Raw genomic sequence first — 18,357 nt, 5'->3', positions numbered from 1 at the left:
AACCCCCGGAGCCCCCCATGGGTCGATACGTGATCCGGCGGCTGCTGCAGATGATCCCGGTCTTCTTCGGCGCCACGCTGTTGATCTTCCTGATGGTGAACGTGATGGGCGACCCCATCGCCGGACTGTGCGGCGACCGCGCGTGCGACCCGGCGACCGCCGCCCAGCTGAGGAAGGAGTTCGGCCTCGACAAGCCGGTCTGGCAGCAGTACCTGACCTACATGGGCAACGTCTTCACCGGCGACTTCGGCACCGCCTTCAACGGCCAGCCCGTCACCGAGCTGATGGCCAACGCCTTCCCGGTCACCATCCGGCTCACCATCGTCGCCATCCTCTTCGAGATCGTCATCGGCATCAGCCTCGGCGTCCTCACCGGCCTCAAGCGCGGCCGGCCCGTCGACACCACCGTCCTGCTGCTGACCCTGGTCGTCCTCTCCGTCCCCACCTTCGTCACCGCCCTCCTCGCCCAGCTGCTGCTCGGCGTGAAGTGGGGCTGGATCAACCCCGCCGTCTCGCCGGAGGCCAACTTCGACGAGCTGATCGTCCCCGGTCTGGTCCTCGCCTCCGTCTCCCTCGCCTACGTCACCCGGCTCACCCGCACCTCGATCGCCGAGAACAAGCGGGCCGACTACGTCCGCACCGCCGTCGCCAAGGGCCTCCCGCGCCGCCGGGTGATCAGCCGCCACCTGCTGCGCAACAGCCTCATCCCGGTGGTGACCTTCATCGGCGCCGACATCGGCGCGCTCATGGGCGGCGCCATCGTCACCGAACGGATCTTCAACATCCACGGCGTCGGCTACCAGCTCTACCAGGGCATCGTCCGGCAGAACACCCAGACCGTGGTCGGCTTCGTGACGATCCTCGTCCTGATCTTCCTGCTGGCCAACCTCCTGGTGGACCTCCTGTACGCCGTCCTTGACCCGAGGATTCGCTATGCCTGAGCCGATCGAGCCGTACGAAGAGGGCCGTGCCATCGCCGCGACCGGCGGCGGGGGAGCGGCCGACCTCGCCATGGCCGAGGCCGAGACCCTGGAGAAGACCCCCGGCGGGCCCAAGGGCACCGGACCCGACAAGAAGCCCCGCTCCCTGTGGTCCGACGCCTGGCACGACCTGCGCCGCAACCCGGTCTTCATCGTCTCCGGACTGGTCATCCTCTTCCTGGTGGTCATCGCCATCTGGCCGTCCCTGATCGCCTCCGGCGACCCCCTCGACTGCGACCTCTCCAAGGCGCAGGAGGGCTCCCAGCCGGGCCACCCCTTCGGCTTCAACGGCCAGGGCTGCGACGTCTACACCCGCACCGTCTACGGCGCCAGGGCCTCCATCCAGGTCGGCGTCCTCGCCACCCTCGGAGTGACGCTCCTCGGCTCCGTCCTCGGCGGCCTCGCCGGCTTCTTCGGCGGCGCCTGGGACGGCCTCCTCTCCCGGATCACCGACATCTTCTTCGCCATCCCCGTCATCCTCGGCGGCCTCGTCCTGCTCTCCGTCGTCAGCAACAACACCGTCTGGCCCGTGATCGGCTTCATGGTGCTGCTCGGCTGGCCGCAGATCTCCCGCATCGCCCGCGGCTCGGTGATCACCGCGAAGCAGAACGACTACGTGCAGGCCGCCCGCGCGCTCGGCGCCTCCAACTCCCGGATGCTGCTCCGGCACATCACGCCCAACGCCGTCGCCCCGGTCATCGTCGTCGCCACCATCGCGCTCGGCACCTACATCGCCCTGGAGGCGACGCTCTCCTTCCTCGGCGTCGGCCTGAAGCCCCCCACCGTCTCCTGGGGCATCGACATCTCCTCGGCCTCGCCGTACGTCCGCAACGCCCCGCACATGCTGCTCTGGCCCTCCGGCGCGCTCGCGATCACCGTGCTCGCCTTCATCATGCTCGGCGACGCCGTCCGCGACGCCCTCGACCCGAAGCTGAGGTAGGGACCCATGCTGCTCGAAGTGCGCGACCTGCACGTGGAGTTCCACACCCGCGACGGGGTGGCCAAGGCGGTCAACGGCGTGAACTACTCCGTGGACTCGGGGGAGACCCTCGCCGTCCTCGGCGAGTCCGGCTCCGGCAAGTCCGTCACCGCCCAGGCCGTCATGGGCATCCTCGACATGCCCCCGGGGAGGATCAGCGCCGGCGAGATCCTCTTCCAGGGCCAGGACCTGCTGAAGCTCAAGGAGGAGGAGCGCAGGAAGGTCCGCGGCGCCAAGATGGCGATGATCTTCCAGGACGCGCTGTCCTCCCTCAACCCCGTCCTCAGCGTCGGCGAACAGCTCGGCGAGATGTTCGTCGTCCACAAGGGGATGAGCAAGAAGGACGCCCGCGCCCAGGCGGTCGAGCTGATGGACCGGGTCCGCATCCCCGCCGCCAAGGAACGCGTCGGCCAGTACCCCCACCAGTTCTCCGGCGGCATGCGCCAGCGCATCATGATCGCCATGGCGCTCGCCCTGGAACCCGAGCTGATCATCGCGGACGAGCCCACCACCGCCCTGGACGTCACCGTCCAGGCCCAGGTCATGGACCTGCTCGCGGAGCTCCAGCGCGAGTACAACATGGGCCTCATCCTGATCACCCACGACCTCGGCGTCGTCGCCGACGTCGCCGACAACATCGCCGTCATGTACGCCGGCCGGATCGTCGAGCAGGCCCCCGTCCACGAGATCTACAAGGCGCCCGCCCACCCCTACACCCGCGGCCTGCTCGACTCCATCCCGCGCCTGGACCAGAAGGGCCAGGAGCTGTACGCGATCAAGGGCCTGCCGCCCAACCTGCTCGCCATCCCGCCCGGCTGCGCCTTCAACCCGCGCTGCCCGATGGCCCAGGACGTCTGCCGCACCGACGTGCCCCCGCTGTACGAGGTCACCGAGTCGCCCGTGCCGCGCACCAGCGCCTGCCACTTCTGGAAGGAGTGCCTCCATGGCTGAGGCGATTCTCGAGGTCCGGGACCTGCACAAGCACTACCCGCTGACCCAGGGCATCCTCTTCAAGAAGCAGGTCGGCGCGGTCAAGGCCGTCGACGGCGTCGACTTCGACCTGGCCGCCGGCGAGACCCTCGGCATCGTCGGCGAGTCCGGCTGCGGCAAGTCGACCGTGGCGAAGATGCTGGTCAACCTGGAGAAGCCGACCTCCGGCTCGATCAGGTACAAGGGCGAGGACCTCACCAAGCTCTCCCCGCGCGCCCTCAAGGCCGTCCGCCGCAACATCCAGATGGTCTTCCAGGACCCGTACACCTCGCTCAACCCCCGGATGACGGTCGGCGACATCATCGGGGAGCCGTACGAGATCCACCCCGAGGTCGCGCCGAAGGGGGACCGGCGCCGCAAGGTCCAGGACCTCCTCGACGTCGTCGGCCTCAACCCCGAGTACATCAACCGCTACCCGCACCAGTTCTCCGGCGGCCAGCGCCAGCGCATCGGCATCGCCCGCGGCCTCGCGCTCCAGCCCGAGATCATCGTCGCCGACGAGCCGGTCTCCGCCCTGGACGTCTCCGTCCAGGCGCAGGTCGTCAACCTCCTCGACCGCCTCCAGTCCGAGTTCGCCCTGTCGTACGTCTTCATCGCGCACGACCTGTCGATCGTCCGGCACATCTCCGACCGCGTCGGCGTCATGTACCTGGGCCGGATCGTGGAGATCGGCACCGACGTCCAGATCTACGACCACCCCACCCACCCCTACACCCAGGCGCTGCTCTCCGCCGTGCCCGTGCCGGACCCCGAGGCCCGGGCCCACCGCGAGCGGATCATCCTCACCGGCGACGTGCCCTCCCCGGCCAACGTGCCCTCCGGCTGCCGCTTCCGCACCCGCTGCTGGAAGGCGCGGGAGCGGTGCGAGCTGGAGGTGCCGCTGCTCGCCGTCCCGGCCGTCTACCGCCTCGCCGAGACCCCGGCCCGGCACGACTCGGCCTGCCACTTCGCCGAGGAGAAGCAGGTCGTCCCGCCGGAGGACTCCCTCACCCACCCGGACCCGCTGGAGGACGGCCCGGCCCCGGTGGAGGCGGCCCGGGAGGCGGAGGCGGAGGCGGCGGGAGCGGGAACGGGAGCGGCGTCGGGAGCCACGCGGCTGGAGAAGTCCGGCCCGGAGACGCCCGGCCCGGAGACGCCCGGCCCGGAGACGCCCGGCCCGGAGACGCCCGGTCCGAGGAAGGCCGGCCCGGGAGGGTCCGGCCCGGGGGAGCCCGGTCCGGAAGTGCCTCCCCAGGAGCCGGGGGATCCGAAGGCGCCGTAACGCCCCGGCAACCCCGGGGAATTGGATCCGATATGCGGATACCGGATCCTGCTGATCGTGCGCCGTGCGGGTGCCGCCGGCCGGCGAGGGCCCCCTCGGGCCCCCGCCGGCCGCTCCTCCGCCCCCTCGGCGCCGGTCGTCGTGCGCAACCGCTTGCCCCCGCCGCCCCTGACCGTGAGTATCGGCCCCGTGACTGTGACACGACCGGCACGTCTCACCGGCGCCGCGCTCGCCGCCGTACTCGCGCTCGTCCCCTTCGTGTGGATCCTGCGCGACCTCGCCGCCCTCGGCTCGCCCGGGGACCTGTTCCGGTACTGGGCCGGCGACCGCTTCCCGCTCTCCCGCCCCCGGGCGGCCACCACCCTGCTCGACCCGCTCCTCTGCGCCGCCGCCGCCGGCACCGCCCTCGCCGCCCTCCGCTCCCGGCACGCCGCCGCCGCGCTCGCCGCCACCGGCGCCGTCACCCTCGCGGTGCGCCTCCCGGGCCTGTGGAGCCACGGCACCGGCCCCCTCGTCACCGCCCTCGCCGAACTCGCCCTCGCCACCGGGCTCCTCGGCACCGCCCTGGCCGGCCGCCGCCCGCCGGCGGGCCCGGACGAGCCGGTCCCCACCCGGCCGCGGCCCGGGCCGGCCGCCGCCGCCGGCCTCCTGCTCGCCTTCGCCGCCCTCCTCCTGGCCGTCTGGGAGGTCGACCGGGCCGTCCGGCTCGCCCCCCGCTTCGCCGTCGACCGCTTCACCGGCGGCCGGTCCGTCCTCGGCGCCGCGCTCGGCGTGCCGCCCGGCTGGCTCGCCCTCGTCCTCGTCGCCCTCTACCTGACCGCCGCCGTCTCCGCCTTCGCCGCCGCCCGGCACACCCGCCCCCTCGGCCTCCTCGCCGGCGGCCTCCTCCTCGGCTTCGGCCTCGCCGAGGTCGCCCGGACGGCCCGCCTCCACCTCCACTACGACGTCCGGTACGTCATGGCCCCCGAGCTGGACCTCCCCGGCCTCGCCACCGCCCTCTACGGCGCGCTCGCCGGGGCCGCCGTCCTCGCGCTGCTCGCCGGGCGCGGCGTCCCCGACACCGCGCCCGCCCCGCGCGTCCCGGCGGCGACCCCGCCGCCGCCCTACCCGCGCCCGCCCGGCTGGTGACCCGGGAAGCCGCCCAGCGAGCGCTTCAGGAAGTCGACCTGGAGCAGCAGCAGGTTCTCCGCCACCTGCTCCTGCGGGGTCATGTGCGTCACCCCCGACAGCGGCAGCACCTCGTGCGGCCGGCCCGCCGCGAGCAGCGCCGACGACAGCCGCAGCGCGTGCGCCACGACCACGTTGTCGTCCGCCAGGCCGTGCACGACCATCATCGGCCGGGCCGGTTCCTCCGGCGAGGAGAGCCCGTCGTCGGTGAGCAGCGACTGCGCCGCGTACACCTCGGGATCCGCCTCCGGGGTGCCCAGGTACCGCTCGGTGTAGTGGGTGTCGTACAGCCGCCAGTCGGTCACCGGCGCCCCCACCACCGCCGCGTGGAACACGTCGGGCCGCCGCAGCACCGCGAGCCCCGCCAGATAGCCGCCGAACGACCAGCCCCGCACCGCCACCCGGTCCAGGTCCAGCGGGAACCGCTCCGCCAGCGCCCGCACCGCCGCCACCTGGTCCTCCAGCGTCACCGCGAAGTCCCGCAGCACCGCCTTCTCCCAGGCCGGCGAGCGCCACGGCGTGCCCCGCCCGTCCGCCACCACGACCGCGAAGCCCTGCTCGGCGAACCACTGCGAGGTCAGGTGCGCGTTGTGCGCGGCGACCACCCGGGGCCCGTGCGGGCCGCCGTACGGATCCATCAGCACCGGCAGCGGCCCCCGCCCCTCCTCGTACCAGGACGGCAGCAGCACCGCGCAGGGGATCCGCCGCTCACCGGCCTCGGTGAGCACCGGCCGGGCCCGCAGCGGCGGCTCGGCCGCGGACGAGCCGACCACCGCCACCGGCTTCCCGTCGCGCAGCACCCGCGCCACCGCGCCCGGCACGTCCGGCCGCGAGGAGACCAGCACGGTCACCGGACCGGAGCGCACCGCCCCGTGCCAGCCCACGCCCTCCGAGACCCGCTCCGCGCCCGCCGCCGTCACCCGGTACACATGCGTCTCGCCGGTCTCCGGGGCCCCGGCCGCCTCGCCCGCCGAGGCCGACACCAGCACGTCGTCCCCGCCGACGTCGAGCACCGCCCGCACGTGCAGCGACGCGTCCGTCAGCCGGTCCTCGCCGACGTACAGCGCCCGCGCCCCGCTCTCGTCGCCGACCCGCACCAGCCGTCCGTCCTGCGACCAGCGGGGCGCCCCCGGCAGCAGCTCCAGCCAGGCCGGGTCCTCCTCCTCCCGCACGGTCGCCGTCGTGCCCGCCGCCGTGTCCACCGCGAGCACCCGCTGGCTCCGCTGGTCGCGCGCCTGCACCAGCAGGAGCGGCGCGCCCGCCGACGACCAGTGGACGCGCGCGAGGTACGGGAAGCGCTCCCGGTCCCACACCACCTCCGTACGGGACCCGTCGAGGCCGTACCGGAAGAGCCGCACCTCCGCGTTGGGCGTCCCCGCCGCCGGGTAGCCCACCCGCTGCGGCTCCCGCTCCGGGTGCGCCGGGTCCGCGATGTACCACCGGCGCACCGCGCGGTCGTCCGCGCGGGCCACCAGGAGCCCGTCCGAGGCCGGCGACCACCAGAACCCGCGGTCCCGGCCCATCTCCTCCGATGCGATGAATTCGGCCAATCCGTAGGAGGTGTCCGCGTCCTCCGGAACCGCCAGTTCCCTGTCACCGGAACCATCCGCTCCGACCACCCTGAGCGCGCCCCCCGACACGTACGCCACCAGGCGTCCGTCCGGCGAGGGCCGCGGGTCGAGCACCGGCCCCCGCACCGGCAGCTCCCGCGCCGTCCCGGCCCGCAGCTCCGCCGCGAACAGCCGCCCGGACAGGGCGAACGCCGCGAACTCCACCGCCGCGTCCACCGCGTAGCCGACGATCCCCGCCGACCCCTCCCGGCTGCGCTCCCGCCGGGCCCGCTCCTCGGCGGAGAGCTCCTCCTCCGCCCCCGCGAGCAGCGCGGACGGCTCCGCGACGACCCGCTCCACCGCCTCCCCGCCGCCCGCCGGCAGGTCGAGCACCCACAGCTTGTGCGTCCGGTCGGTGCCCGACCCGGAGCGGACGAAGACGATCCGCTCCCCGTCCGGGGAGACCGTGAAACCGCGCGGCACCCCCAGGCCGAACCGCTGGGTCCGGGCGTGCAGGCGCGGGAAGGAGAGGCCCACGGATGGGGCGGAAGCGTGCTGCTGAGACTTGGTCATACGGCCGAAAGTAGCGTTGTACGCCCCCTTCGTGCGCCCGTACGCCGATCAATGCGATGCCACGGATAGTTATGATCCGTAGCGCTTGGTGGGTGCCCTTCCGTGGGTATGCACCCGGGGGAGGTCGTCGGGCACGTGCCGGGGGCCCCGCCGGAGCGACCGCCCGACCAAGTGCCCGACCCCCTGCTCGACCAATCGTTCGACCTCGTGACCGAACCGTCCGACCGAAGGTGGAGGTGAACCGCCGTGGCACTCTCGCTCTCGATCTCGGTGGTGGTGCTGCTGGCGATCGTCGTCTTCCTGCTGATCCGGAAATCCGGACTCAAAGCCGGTCACGCGGTGGTCTGCGCGCTCCTGGGCTTCTACCTCGCCAGCTCCTCCCTCTCCGACTCCATCACCACCCTCACCACCAACGTGGCGAGCATGATCGCCGGGCTCAAGTTCTGACCCGGGCGGTCGGCGGCGGCCCCGCCTCGTAGGGTGGGGCCATGACCGATCTCCCCGCCCGTCGTCTGCTCCTCGTGCACGCGCACCCCGACGACGAGTCGATCAACAACGGCGCCACCATGGCCAGGTACGCGGCCGAAGGCGCCCTTGTCACCCTGGTCACCTGCACCCTGGGCGAGGAGGGCGAGGTCATCCCGCCCGAGCTCGCCCACCTGGCCCCCGACCGCGAGGACCGCCTCGGCGCGCACCGCGTCGGCGAACTCGCCGCCGCCATGGCCGCCCTCGGCGTCACCGACCACCGCTTCCTCGGCGGCGAGGGCCGCTTCCGCGACTCCGGGATGATGGGCGTCCCCCAGAACGAGCGCGAGAACGCCTTCTGGAACACCGACGTCGACACCGCCGCCGCCCCCCTCGTCGAGGTGATCCGCGAGACCCGCCCCCAGGTCCTCGTCACCTACGACCCCGACGGCGGCTACGGCCACCCCGACCACATCCAGGCCCACCGCGTCGCCATGCGCGCCGCCGACCTCGCCGCCGACCCCGGCCACCGCCCCGACCTGGGCGCCGCCCACACGATCGACAAGATCTACTGGAACCGGGTGCCCCGCCCCGTCGCCGAGGCCGGCTTCGCCCGCCTGGCCGCCGAGGGCTCCGCCTTCCCCAAGGACGCCGTCCTCGACGACGTCCCCGGCGTCGTCGACGAGGACCGGATCACCGCCGAGATCGACGGCGGCGACCTCGCCGAGGAGACCTCGTACGCGGCCCGCAAGAGCGCCGCCATGGCCGCCCACGCCACCCAGGTCGCCGTCGACGGCCCCTGGTTCGCCCTCTCCAACGACCTCGGCCAGCCCCTCTTCACCACCGAGTACTACGAACTCGTCCGCGGCACCTCCGGGGCCCCGGCCGGAGAGCGCGAGACCGACCTCTTCGCCGGCCTCGCGACGGACACCGAGGGGACCGGCCGATGACCACCCCCGCCACCCGGTACGCCGCCTACGCGGGCCTCCTCGTCCTCGGCGCCGTCGTCGGCACCGCCGGCGCCCTCGTCCAGGCCGCCTGGCTCCCCCTCGGGCTGCTCCTCGCCCTCCTCGCCACCGCCGCCCTCTTCTACGGCGGCATGCGCGCCACCGGCAACCAGGTCGGCCTCGCCGCCGCCGGCGGCGGCTGGCTCCTCGCCGTCATCCTGCTCAGCCTCGGCCGCCCCGAGGGCGACGGGCTGTTCGGCGGCGGCCTCGGCGAGCTGCTCTTCCTCTTCGGGGGCATGGGGGCCGCTGTGATCTGCGCCACCGTCAGCAGGCTGCCGCAGAGCACCCCGTAGACGGTCCGGCGGACCACCTGTGAGCAGCCGGACCGCGCACCGGGCGGGTAACCGGCGGCGCCGGACAGTATGGTGGTGCGCGCCGCCGAACCGCCCGGGACAGAACGAGCATCAGCAAGAGCGGGCGGCGGAGCCAACCGGGAGATCCTGCTTTGAGTCGTGAAACCGGTCGAGAGACCGACAGTTCGTCCTCCGGCGCCCAGGGGCGCGGCGGGGCCGCCTACCCGTCGGGAACCCAGCCTTACGGATCCCGCCAGTATCCGTCGCTCCACCCCTCGCAGGACGCGCCGGAGGAGTCCTCCGGCGCGCCCGCGCCGCCGGAGGAGCCGAAGACCGAGACCACCCTGACCACCCGGATCCGCATCAACATTCCGGGTTCGCGGCCGATCCCGCCCGTCGTGGTCCGCAAGCCCGTCGCGGAGGCCGACGCCGCCGCCCCGGCCGAGCCGGAGCGGCCCGCCCCGGCCCCGGCCCCGGCGCCCGAGCCCGAGCCGGCCCCCGCGCCGGTCCGGCCCGAGCCGCCGCAGGCCGCCGCCGAGGCCCCCAAGGCCAAGGAGACGAGCGACTGGTTCGCGCCCCGCAAGAGCGCGGGACCGGCGCCCGCGGGCGGCCCCGCGGCCCCGGCGGCTCCCGCCGCCCCGGCCGCCCCCGCCCCGAAGGCCCCGGGCGGCCCGCAGACCTCCGGCACCGGCTTCGCGGGCTCCGCGACCGCCGGCGTCCCCACGGTCGGCAGCACGCCCTCCAGCCGCCCCGTCAGCAACCCGCTGTACGACACCGGTACCCTCCCCGGCTACGACGGCACCCCCGCCGCCGGCGTCCCGCTCTACGACGGCCCGCAGCCCGGCACCCCGGCGTACGACGGCACCCCGGCCGCCGGCACCCCGATGCACGACGGCACCCCGGCCGCCGGAACGCCGGCGTACGACGGCACGCCCGCGGCCGGCACCCCCCGGTACGACGGCCAGCCCACCGGCCCGACCACGGGCCCGGCCGGCGGCGTCGCCGACCTCGGCGGCGGCGCGCCCCGGCGCCCGGCCATGCCGAAGCGCCCGACCGGCCCGCGGGCCGGCGGTCCCGCGACGGGCGGCCCGGCCGCGGGCGGACCCGTGGCGGGCGGCCCCGGTCCGCTCGGAGGCGGCGGCGCCGCGCCGCGCATGTCCGACGACACCGCGATCCTGACGCCGCAGCAGCCCGCCCCCGTTCCCGCGCCGGGCGCCGGGCGGCCGGGCGCTCCCGGCGGCCGGGTGTCCGGCGACACCCTCACGAGCGGCATCCCCGTCGTCCCCCCGGCCGGCGGCCGCCCCGACCCGGGCCCGCGCCCCGACGGCCGGCAGGCCCGTCCGCCGCGCCCCGCGGGCCAGGAGCAGGCCCCGAGGCCCGCCCCCGCGCCCAAGCCCGCGCCGAAGCCCGCCCCGGCCAAGAAGGGCCGCTCCAAGCTGGTCCTCGCCGCCGTCGGCGTCGTCGGCCTCGCCGGTGTCGCCTACGGCGCCGGACTCCTCCTCAACCACTCCGACGTCCCCAAGGGCACCACCGTCCTCGGCGTCGACATCGGCGGCGGCACGAAGGAGGAGGCCGTCAACAAGCTGGAGGCGCAGCTCGGCAAGCGCGCCGCGGCCCCCCTCCAGCTCACCGTCGGCGGCAAGAAGGTGCAGCTCGCGCCCGACAAGGCCGGCCTCACCCTGGACAGCCAGGAGACCGTCCGCGCCGCCGCAGGCAGCGACTACAACCCCGTCTCGGTGATCGGCTCCCTCTTCGGCGGCGAGCGGGTCGCCAAGCCGGTCTTCCCGGTGGACGACGAGAAGCTCGCCGTCGCCCTGCGGGACCTCGCGGGCACCTCCTCGTCGGCGACCGAGGCGACGATCCTGTTCGCCCCGAACAAGGTCACCGCCGTCGAGGGCAAGCCCGGCCAGGGCCTCGACGTCCAGCGCTCGATGATCTCCGTCAAGGACGCCTTCCGCGCCCAGGTCGAGACCGGCGTGACCAAGGTCGTCGAACTCCCGGTCAGCGTCCGCAGGCCCACGGTCACCAAGGCCGAACTGGACCGGGCGATGAAGGAGTTCGCCACGCCCGCCATGTCCGGCCGGATCACCATCCGGGCCGGCGGCAAGAGCATCGACTTCGGCCCGGCCCGCTCGCTGCCGCAGATCCTCTCCATGAAGGCCGTCGACGGCCACCTGGTGGAGGTCTACGACAAGAAGGCGATCACCCGCCTGCTCGAAGGCACCTTCGACGGCGTCATGATCACCAAGGGCGACGGCTCGAAGCACGAGGTCTCCGCCGACGACGTCGCGTTCGTCATGCGCGACGCCCTGCGGGGCAGGACCAAGGCCGAGCGCACCGCGACGATCGACCTCACCGGCAACGGCTGAGCCGTTCCCCGGCGCCCGCCCCCGGCCCCCGTCCTCCCGCGAGGCCGGGGGCCGGGCGCGTACGGGCGCCGCGGCCGGGGGAGGGCGGCGTCACCCGGCGACGAGCACGGCGGAGAGGGCGAGCGCACCCGGCAGCGCCTGCGCGTAGAGGATCCGGCGGTTGGCGGTGGCGGCCCCGTAGAGCCCCGCGACCACGACGCACGACAGGAAGAACACCCGCACCCGGAACCCCGTCGGCTCGTCGGAGACGAGCCCCCAGACGAGCCCGGCGGCGAGGAACCCGTTGTAGAGCCCCTGGTTGGCCGCCATGGCGGCCGTCTCGCGGGCGAGCCGGGCGTCGAAGCCGGAGAAGCGCCGGCCCGTCTCCTTCTCCCACAGGAACATCTCCATCACGAGGATGTAGAGGTGCAGGAGCGCGATGAGGGCGACGAGGATGTCGGCGGTCAGCGGCATGGCCCCATTGTGGCCGGGAGGCGACGGTCGCCCGGGCACGCCGCGCGGCCCCGGGAAAACCCGGTGGGAGCGGACGCGGGGGGCGTCTAGAATCGGCGGCCTGGGAGCGGGGTCGTAGCACAGAGGTAATGCGCCGCGATGCCATCTCGGAGGACGCCGGTTCGAATCCGGTCGCCCCGCTCCCTCCTGACGCCGTCCCGCCCCCGGTGCCGCCCCGGCGCGGAGGGCCCCGCGCGTACCCTCGCCGCATGATCATCCAGGAACTTTCCGACGCCGAGGTCGCCGCGGCCGCCGCCCGCGCCGGCGCCGAGGTCGTGCGCTCCCTCTACGGGCGGGAGCTCGACCGGATCGACAAGGGCGCGGGCGACTTCGCCACCACCGCCGACCTGGCCGCCGAGCGGGCCGTCCTCGACGTGCTGCGGGCCGCCCGGCCCGACGACGCCGTGCTCGGCGAGGAGGGCGGGGCGCAGGGCGCGGCCGGGGGCCGCCGCCAGTGGCTGGTGGACCCCCTCTGCGGCACCCTCAACTACGCGGTCGGGGACAAGCTCGTCGCCGTCAACGTCGCCCTGCGCGGCGGCGGGGCGGCCGCCGTCGCCGACCCCTTCGGCGGCCTGTTCCGCACCGACGGGACCACCGCCCGGGGCGAGGACGGGGAACTCCTCGTGCCCAGCGCCGCCTCCGGCCTCGTCGACGTGAACCTGGACCCGCCGTTCCCCGGCGCGCCCGGCTTCCGCGCCGTCGACCTGCTCGCGCACCCGGACTTCACCGCCGGCTTCCGTCCGCGGGTGGTGTCGACGACGCTCGCGCTCGCCTGGGTGGCGGCCGGACGGCGGGCCGCGTACGTCACGGACGGCGGCGACCTGTCCGGCAGCGTCCACTTCGCCGCCGGCATCGCGCTGTGCCGGGCGGCCGGCTGCGTCGTCACCGGCCTCGACGGCACCCCGGTGGGGGAGGACGGCGCGCGCGGCCTCGTGGCCGCCGCCGACGCCGCCACCCACGCCCGCCTGATGGCGATCATCCGCTCCCCGGCGGACGGCGGGCGGCGGTCCTAGTTGAGCCGGGCGCGCGCCGCCTGGGCCTGGTGACGGATCGCGGCGGCCGTGTCCGGGTCGACCGCGTCCATGATCTGCGCGTACGCCTCCATCTCCGCCGCCCCGGTGAGGAAGTCGCCGCGCTGGACGAGGAGTTCGGCCCGCTCGTAGCGCAGGCGCGCCGGGTGGGAGGGGAGCAGCAGGGCCAGCTCCACCGCCCACAGGGCCACGTCGGAGCGCTCGGGGCGGGGGGCCGCCCAGGCGCGGATGTTGCCGAGGATGCGGAGCACGATGGCGCCGGGCTCGGCGGGGCGCAGCATGGAGCGGTCCAGGGCCTCGCCGGTCGCGCTCGCCACGAGCAGCTCGGCGTCCTCGGCGGTCATCGGCCGGCCGCCCGCGAAGGGGTCGGCGAGGTCGAGGTCGGCGGGCTCGCCGAAGCCGACCACGAAGTGACCGGGGAGGCCGAGGCCGTACACCGGGGCGCCGGCGCGGCGGGCGACCTCCATCCACACCACGGAGAGCAGGATCGGCAGGCCGCGGCGCCGCCGCAGCACCTCGTGGAGGAGGGAGGACTCCAGGCGCTGGTAGTCGGCGGGGACGCCCTCGAAGCCCTCGCGGCCGCCGAGGAGCGCCGCCAGCTCGGCCTTCCAGGCGCCGGTGCGGCGGGTGGCGTACGGGAGGAGTCCGGCGAGCCGGTCGAGTTCGACGTCGGCCTCGACGAGGTCGTGCTCGGTGACCGAGGGATCGGCCACGGCGCAGATCAGCAGGCAGAGCCGGGCGAGGTCGGGCCGCTCGGCCCGGGCCTCCTCCGCGAACTCGCGCCGTCGGTCGGGCGGCCGGCCGTCCGGCCGGGTCAGGGGGTCGTCCGCGCTCACGCCGCGCTCACGCCTCCGCCGGCCGGTAGTGGTGGTAGTGGTGGTGCACCGCGAAGTCCATCCCCTCGTACAGCGCCCGCGCGCCGTGGTTGTCGGCCTCGACCTGGAGCCAGGCCGCCGACGCGCCCTCGTCGAGGGCGCGCCGGGCGAGGGCGGTCATGACGGCGCCGGCCAGACCCCGGCGGCGCTGCTCCGGGGCGACCTCTATCGCCATGAACCCCGCCCACCGCCCGTCGACGACACAACGCCCGATGGCGGCCGGTACTTCCCCCGTGCCCGGCACGGCCGCGAACCACACGCTCGGTCCGGCGGAGAGCACGTGCCGCATCGCCGGGCCGGCCCCCGTGAACCGCTGGTAGCGGCGCAGCCACGGCTCGTCGAAGCTCCGGGCGAGCAGCACCTCCGCAGGCCCGGGCTCCCGGTCGGCGAGCGGCGCGAGCGCGGCGATCCGCAGCTCGGCGGTGACCTCGCGGTGCCAGCCGAGCCGCTCCAGGTCGGCGCAGAGCAGTTCCTGGGTGCCCTCGGCGCCGGTGGCGGTCTGGACGTACGGGGTCAGCTTCCGGTCCGCGTACCAGGCCCGTGCGGTCTCCAGGGCCTCGGCGACGGGCCGGCCCGGATCGCCCGTCGGGAGCACCGAGTTGGCCCGGCGGGTGAAGCCGTCGGCGGCCCTCAGCGTCCAGTCGCCGAGCGCCTCGCTCTCGACCGGCTGCCAGGCGCGCGCGGCGGCCCGGGAGAGCTCGGCGAAGGTGGCGGCGGGGCCCCTGCGGCGGGCGGGCGCGGGGGGCACGATCTTGCCCGCGACCAGCCGGAGTTCCGGGATCCGGACGGACTCGCCGCTCTTTCGTGTGATCGTGAGCACACTCTCGTCCCATGATGTGAGAACCCCGACCGCGTCGGTGAAGCGCCCACCCGCCGACGCGGAGTCCGTCACATACCGAACGGAGACACGTTTTCCCACGTCAGCCCTGGTGACACGGACCTCAAGTCGCCCTCCGCCGGTGATTTCCACAGCTTCTCCGCCCCTCCTGTTCGGATCGCCCCCAAGAACGGAGATACTAGGTGCGGGCATCGACGACACCGCGCTCCCGCGCAGACCAGCCCTACCGAGGAGGAACGACAGCGTGACCTACGTCATCGCGCAGCCTTGTGTCGACGTCAAGGACAAGGCTTGCATCGAGGAGTGCCCCGTCGACTGCATCTACGAGGGCAAGCGATCTCTCTACATCCACCCGGACGAGTGCGTCGACTGTGGAGCCTGTGAGCCGGTGTGCCCGGTCGAGGCGATCTTCTACGAGGACGACACCCCGGAGGAGTGGAAGGACTACTACAAGGCGAACGTCGAGTTCTTCGACGACCTGGGTTCGCCCGGTGGCGCTTCCAAGCTCGGCGAGATCGACCGCGACCACCCCTTCATCGCCGCCCTGCCGCCGCAGAACGGCTGATCTTTCGTTGCACCCGCTCTCGGTCCCGTACGGCTCCGCCGCCGTACGGGACCGAGGCGTATCGCGTACGTACGAGGAAGTGAGCCAACCCGTGAGCGCAGTCTCTTCGCGCCTGCCCGTCTTCCCCTGGGACAAGCTGGAGCCGTACAAGAAGACGGCCCTGGCGCACCCGGACGGGATCGTGGACCTGTCGGTCGGCACGCCGGTCGACCCGGTCCCCGCACTGATCCAGGAGGCCCTGGTGGCCGCGGCGGACTCGCCCGGCTATCCGACGGTCTGGGGCACGCCCGCGCTGCGCGACGCGCTCACCGGCTGGTGCGAGCGGCGCCTCGGCGCGACCGGCTTCGCCCACGAGAACGTGCTGCCCGTGGTCGGCTCCAAGGAGCTCGTCGCCTGGTTGCCGACCCAGCTGGGACTCGGCGCCGGCGACAAGGTGGCCTACCCGCGGCTCGCCTACCCGACCTACGAGGTCGGCGCGCGGCTCTGCGGCGCGGAGGCGGTCGTCTACGACGACCCGACCGAGCTCGACCCGGCCGGCCTGAAGCTGCTCTGGCTCAACTCCCCGTCCAACCCGACCGGCGAGGTCCTGCCGAAGGACGAACTGGCCCGGATCGTGGCCTGGGCCCGCGAGCACGGCGTCCTCGTCTTCTCCGACGAGTGCTACCTCGAACTGGGCTGGGAGGCCGACCCGGTGTCGGTCCTGCACCCGGACGTCAGCGGCGGCTCGTACGAGGGGATCGTCGCCGTCCACTCGCTCTCCAAGCGCTCCAACCTGGCGGGCTACCGCGCGGCGTTCGTCGCCGGCGACGCGGCCGTCCTCGGCGAGCTGCTCCAGATCCGCAAGCACGGCGGCATGATGACCGCGGCGCCGGTCCAGGCCGCCACGGTCGCCGCCCTCGGCGACGACGCGCACGTCGCGGAGCAGCGCGAGCGGTACGCGGCCCGGCGCGCCGCCCTGAAGGCGGCCCTGGAGGCCCACGGCTTCCGCATCGAGCACTCCGAGGCGAGCCTGTACCTGTGGGCGACCCGCGACGAGCCCTGCTGGGACACGGTGGCGTACCTCGCGGAGAAGGGCGTCCTGGTGGCCCCGGGCGACTTCTACGGCGAGGCGGGCGCCCGCTTCGTGCGGGTGGCCTTCACGGCGACGGACGAGCGCGTCGAGGCGGCCGTCAAGCGCCTCGGCTGACCGCGCGGGACACACCGAAGGGCCCGGGCCGCTCACGCGCCCGGGCCCTTCCGCGTACCGCCGCCGGCTCAGCCGAGGGGCAGGCCGCCGAGCATCTGGCCGGCCGGGGCGCCGCCCAGCGCGCCGCCGGCGGGGGTGGAGCCGGCGCTGTCGGCGGCGGCACCGGCCGTCTGGCCCAGCGCCTGGCCGGCGCCGCCCGCGGTCTCGCCGGCGATCTTCTGCGCCGCCGGGGTGGCGGTCTTGCCGGCCGCGCCCACGGCCTTGCCGGCCGCCGGGACGGCGGTGCCGACGGCCTGGCCGCCGGTCGCGCCGGCCACCCCGGTCGTGGTCCGGGCGGCGCCGTCGACGGCCGAGCCCGCGTCCGCCGCGTCGAGGGCGGTCAGGCCGCCGAGGGCGCCGGCCGGCGCGAGGCCGTGGTCCAGGGCGCTCGCGGAGCCGGCCGCACCGACCACGGGGGCTGCGCCGGCCGCGACGATCAGGGCGGCGCGGGCGATCCGGCGGGTCAGGGGGAGGGACATGGTGCTCCTTCGACGGTTGCGTTGCGTTTGCGGGCTGCACAACCGAGGCGGGGGCGGGGGAGGTTGCGGGCGGCGAAGGTAAAGGCTGGGCAATGCGTCGTATTGTCGGGTGGGGAGGAAAGCGGACGAACGCCGCCGCCGGCCGTCGCCTGCCGAACCGTCTCTCCCCTTGCCCCCCAAGCCTCCCGCGCCTCGCTCCGGCCCCGGGTGCCCCGGCTCTCTCCCGCCGCCCTCCGTTCCCCACAAGGAACGACCCCTCGCACGCGTGTCCACCCACCGCGGCCCGCGTTCGCGAGGAGGAGCGGGGGTCAGCGGGTGAGGCGGAGACGGACCGACGCGGGCCGGGCGGCGTCGCCGGGGGCCGCCTCCCAGCCGCCGCCCGAGTCGTCCGCCCGCCACACCTTGCCCCCGTACGCGACCTCGGCGACCCGCAGCGTCGCCGCCCGCGCCACCGCCCACTGCGCCAGCTCCCAGCCGCGCCGGTCCGCGCCCCGGACGGGCACCACCAGGTCGACGGGCTCCGCGGCGGAGCGCCCCGCGCTGGCGCCGCCGGAGACGGAGGTGGGGGCCGCGGAATCGCCGAAGGCCCGCACCAGCTCCGTGCGGACGAACGCGGGATCGCCGGGGCGTCCCTCCTTCACGTCCGCCGTACAGGAGAGCGCGGCCGGCGTCCGGCCGGTCAGCGCCGCCGACAGCAGCGTCGCGTCCGGCTCGTGCTTGGCGTACGCCTGCGGGAAGCCGCTCTTCTGGACCTTCTGCGCCGCCACCGTCAGCGGCATCCGCGAATAGCCCGGGACCTTCTCCAGGCCCTCGTAGAACTTCGAGGCCGAGTACACCGGGTCCATGATCTGCTCCGGCGTGCCCCAGCCCATCGACGGCCGCTGCTGGAAGAGGCCGAGCGAGTCCCGGTCGCCGTGCTCGATGTTCCGCAGCGCCGACTCCTGGAGCGCGGTCGCCAGCGCGATCGTCACGGCCCGCTCCGGCAGCCCCCGGGACGTGCCCACGGCCGCGATCGTCGCCGCGTTCGACGCCTGCTCGGGGGTGAACTCGTACCGGTTGTCCCCGCTCCCCACGGCGCACCGGGGCGCGCCCTTGCTCCCGGTCACCTGGTGGACGGCGATGTACGCCGCGAGGCCGCACAGGACGGCGAGGGCGGCGGCCGAACGGGCGAGTCGGCCGCGACGGGCGGGGCGGGGGGAGTCGGACACGGGGCCCACC

At 74.8% G+C, this 18,357-nt stretch carries 18 protein-coding genes and 1 tRNA gene; 13 read left to right on the top strand and 6 right to left on the bottom strand.

What is annotated here, in order from left to right; genetic code table 11:
• Positions 1-17 precede the first annotated feature (17 nt).
• The 5 genes from ACFW6A_RS24050 to ACFW6A_RS24030 all read left to right on the top strand — a co-directional run bounded on the left by ACFW6A_RS24050 (position 18) and on the right by ACFW6A_RS24030 (position 5,338).
• Positions 18-941: an ABC transporter permease gene (locus tag ACFW6A_RS24050; RefSeq protein ID WP_190224634.1), complete on the top strand. Its 924-nt coding sequence runs from the start codon at positions 18-20 to the stop codon at positions 939-941.
• On the top strand, positions 934-1,920 hold the full coding sequence (locus ACFW6A_RS24045) for an ABC transporter permease (protein WP_351850450.1): 987 nt from the start codon (positions 934-936) through the stop codon (positions 1,918-1,920). The genes ACFW6A_RS24050 and ACFW6A_RS24045 overlap by 8 nt, the downstream gene beginning before the upstream one ends.
• Before the next feature lie 6 nt (positions 1,921-1,926).
• Complete coding sequence (locus ACFW6A_RS24040; protein ID WP_351850453.1) at positions 1,927-2,910, top strand: ABC transporter ATP-binding protein; 984 nt, start codon at positions 1,927-1,929, stop codon at positions 2,908-2,910.
• Positions 2,903-4,210: an ABC transporter ATP-binding protein gene (locus ACFW6A_RS24035; protein ID WP_386642627.1), complete on the top strand. Its 1,308-nt coding sequence runs from the start codon at positions 2,903-2,905 to the stop codon at positions 4,208-4,210. The genes ACFW6A_RS24040 and ACFW6A_RS24035 overlap by 8 nt, the downstream gene beginning before the upstream one ends.
• A 189-nt stretch (positions 4,211-4,399) precedes the next feature.
• Positions 4,400-5,338, top strand: coding sequence for a hypothetical protein (locus ACFW6A_RS24030; protein WP_386642624.1), 939 nt, complete (start codon positions 4,400-4,402; stop codon positions 5,336-5,338).
• On the opposite strand, the gene ACFW6A_RS24025 is transcribed toward ACFW6A_RS24030, so the two are convergent.
• Positions 5,314-7,500, bottom strand: a complete 2,187-nt coding sequence (locus ACFW6A_RS24025; protein ID WP_386477841.1) for a prolyl oligopeptidase family serine peptidase — start codon at positions 7,498-7,500, stop codon at positions 5,314-5,316. The genes ACFW6A_RS24030 and ACFW6A_RS24025 overlap by 25 nt on opposite strands.
• Before the next feature lie 246 nt (positions 7,501-7,746).
• Between ACFW6A_RS24025 and ACFW6A_RS24020 the strand changes: the two genes are divergently transcribed.
• From ACFW6A_RS24020 to ACFW6A_RS24005, 4 genes are all read left to right on the top strand, one after another.
• The gene (locus tag ACFW6A_RS24020; protein ID WP_169087190.1) at positions 7,747-7,947 is read left to right on the top strand and encodes a hypothetical protein; all 201 of its coding nucleotides are present in this window, start codon (positions 7,747-7,749) and stop codon (positions 7,945-7,947) included.
• 41 nt (positions 7,948-7,988) lie between these two features.
• Entirely contained in the window at positions 7,989-8,915 is a 927-nt protein-coding gene (mshB, locus tag ACFW6A_RS24015) for an N-acetyl-1-D-myo-inositol-2-amino-2-deoxy-alpha-D-glucopyranoside deacetylase (protein ID WP_386477837.1), read from the top strand.
• Positions 8,912-9,265, top strand: coding sequence for a DUF6113 family protein (locus ACFW6A_RS24010; protein WP_351850461.1), 354 nt, complete (start codon positions 8,912-8,914; stop codon positions 9,263-9,265). Before mshB ends, ACFW6A_RS24010 begins: the two co-directional genes overlap by 4 nt.
• A gap of 884 nt (positions 9,266-10,149) precedes the next feature.
• Positions 10,150-11,634 carry a hypothetical protein gene (locus ACFW6A_RS24005; RefSeq protein WP_351850518.1) on the top strand — a complete coding sequence of 495 codons (1,485 nt, stop codon included), beginning with the start codon at positions 10,150-10,152 and terminating at the stop codon, positions 11,632-11,634.
• A gap of 90 nt (positions 11,635-11,724) precedes the next feature.
• Here ACFW6A_RS24005 and ACFW6A_RS24000 read toward each other — a convergent pair whose 3' ends face one another.
• Positions 11,725-12,087, bottom strand: a complete 363-nt coding sequence (locus ACFW6A_RS24000) for a DUF1304 domain-containing protein (RefSeq protein WP_351850463.1) — start codon at positions 12,085-12,087, stop codon at positions 11,725-11,727.
• A gap of 106 nt (positions 12,088-12,193) precedes the next feature.
• Between ACFW6A_RS24000 and ACFW6A_RS23995 the strand changes: the two genes are divergently transcribed.
• Together ACFW6A_RS23995 and ACFW6A_RS23990 are read left to right on the top strand one after the other, a co-directional pair.
• Positions 12,194-12,268 (top strand) — tRNA-Gly (locus ACFW6A_RS23995).
• Positions 12,269-12,335: 67 nt separating this feature from the next.
• Positions 12,336-13,139, top strand: a complete 804-nt coding sequence (locus tag ACFW6A_RS23990; RefSeq protein WP_386642621.1) for an inositol monophosphatase family protein — start codon at positions 12,336-12,338, stop codon at positions 13,137-13,139.
• On the opposite strand, the gene ACFW6A_RS23985 is transcribed toward ACFW6A_RS23990, so the two are convergent.
• Together ACFW6A_RS23985 and ACFW6A_RS23980 are read right to left on the bottom strand one after the other, a co-directional pair.
• Positions 13,136-13,993 (bottom strand): transglutaminase-like domain-containing protein, encoded by an 858-nt coding sequence (locus ACFW6A_RS23985; protein WP_351850467.1) that lies wholly within the window; start codon positions 13,991-13,993, stop codon positions 13,136-13,138. The genes ACFW6A_RS23990 and ACFW6A_RS23985 overlap by 4 nt on opposite strands.
• 7 nt (positions 13,994-14,000) lie before the next feature.
• A complete protein-coding gene (locus ACFW6A_RS23980) occupies positions 14,001-15,002 on the bottom strand; it encodes a GNAT family N-acetyltransferase (protein WP_351850468.1) in 1,002 nt (333 codons plus the stop codon).
• A 112-nt stretch (positions 15,003-15,114) separates the two neighbouring features.
• Between ACFW6A_RS23980 and fdxA the strand changes: the two genes are divergently transcribed.
• Together fdxA and ACFW6A_RS23970 are read left to right on the top strand one after the other, a co-directional pair.
• Positions 15,115-15,435 carry a ferredoxin gene (gene fdxA, locus ACFW6A_RS23975; protein ID WP_030747280.1) on the top strand — a complete coding sequence of 107 codons (321 nt, stop codon included), beginning with the start codon at positions 15,115-15,117 and terminating at the stop codon, positions 15,433-15,435.
• Between the two features lie 91 nt (positions 15,436-15,526).
• On the top strand, positions 15,527-16,621 hold the full coding sequence (locus ACFW6A_RS23970; RefSeq protein WP_351850471.1) for a bifunctional succinyldiaminopimelate transaminase/glutamate-prephenate aminotransferase: 1,095 nt from the start codon (positions 15,527-15,529) through the stop codon (positions 16,619-16,621).
• Between the two features lie 68 nt (positions 16,622-16,689).
• Here the strand turns inward: ACFW6A_RS23970 and ACFW6A_RS23965 are convergent, their stop codons facing one another.
• Both ACFW6A_RS23965 and ACFW6A_RS23960 read right to left on the bottom strand, forming a co-directional pair.
• Positions 16,690-17,139: an ATP-binding protein gene (locus ACFW6A_RS23965; protein WP_386477060.1), complete on the bottom strand. Its 450-nt coding sequence runs from the start codon at positions 17,137-17,139 to the stop codon at positions 16,690-16,692.
• 308 nt (positions 17,140-17,447) lie between these two features.
• Positions 17,448-18,356 (bottom strand): hypothetical protein, encoded by a 909-nt coding sequence (locus ACFW6A_RS23960; protein WP_351850473.1) that lies wholly within the window; start codon positions 18,354-18,356, stop codon positions 17,448-17,450.
• Position 18,357: the final 1 nt, after the last annotated feature.

Origin of the sequence: Streptomyces sp. NPDC058758 (genome assembly GCF_042746075.1) — a bacterium.
Classification (GTDB): Bacteria; Actinomycetota; Actinomycetes; order Streptomycetales; family Streptomycetaceae; genus Streptomyces.
The sequence above is the reverse complement of the archived record's forward strand: the minus strand, read 5'-3'. Positions and strand labels throughout refer to the sequence as shown.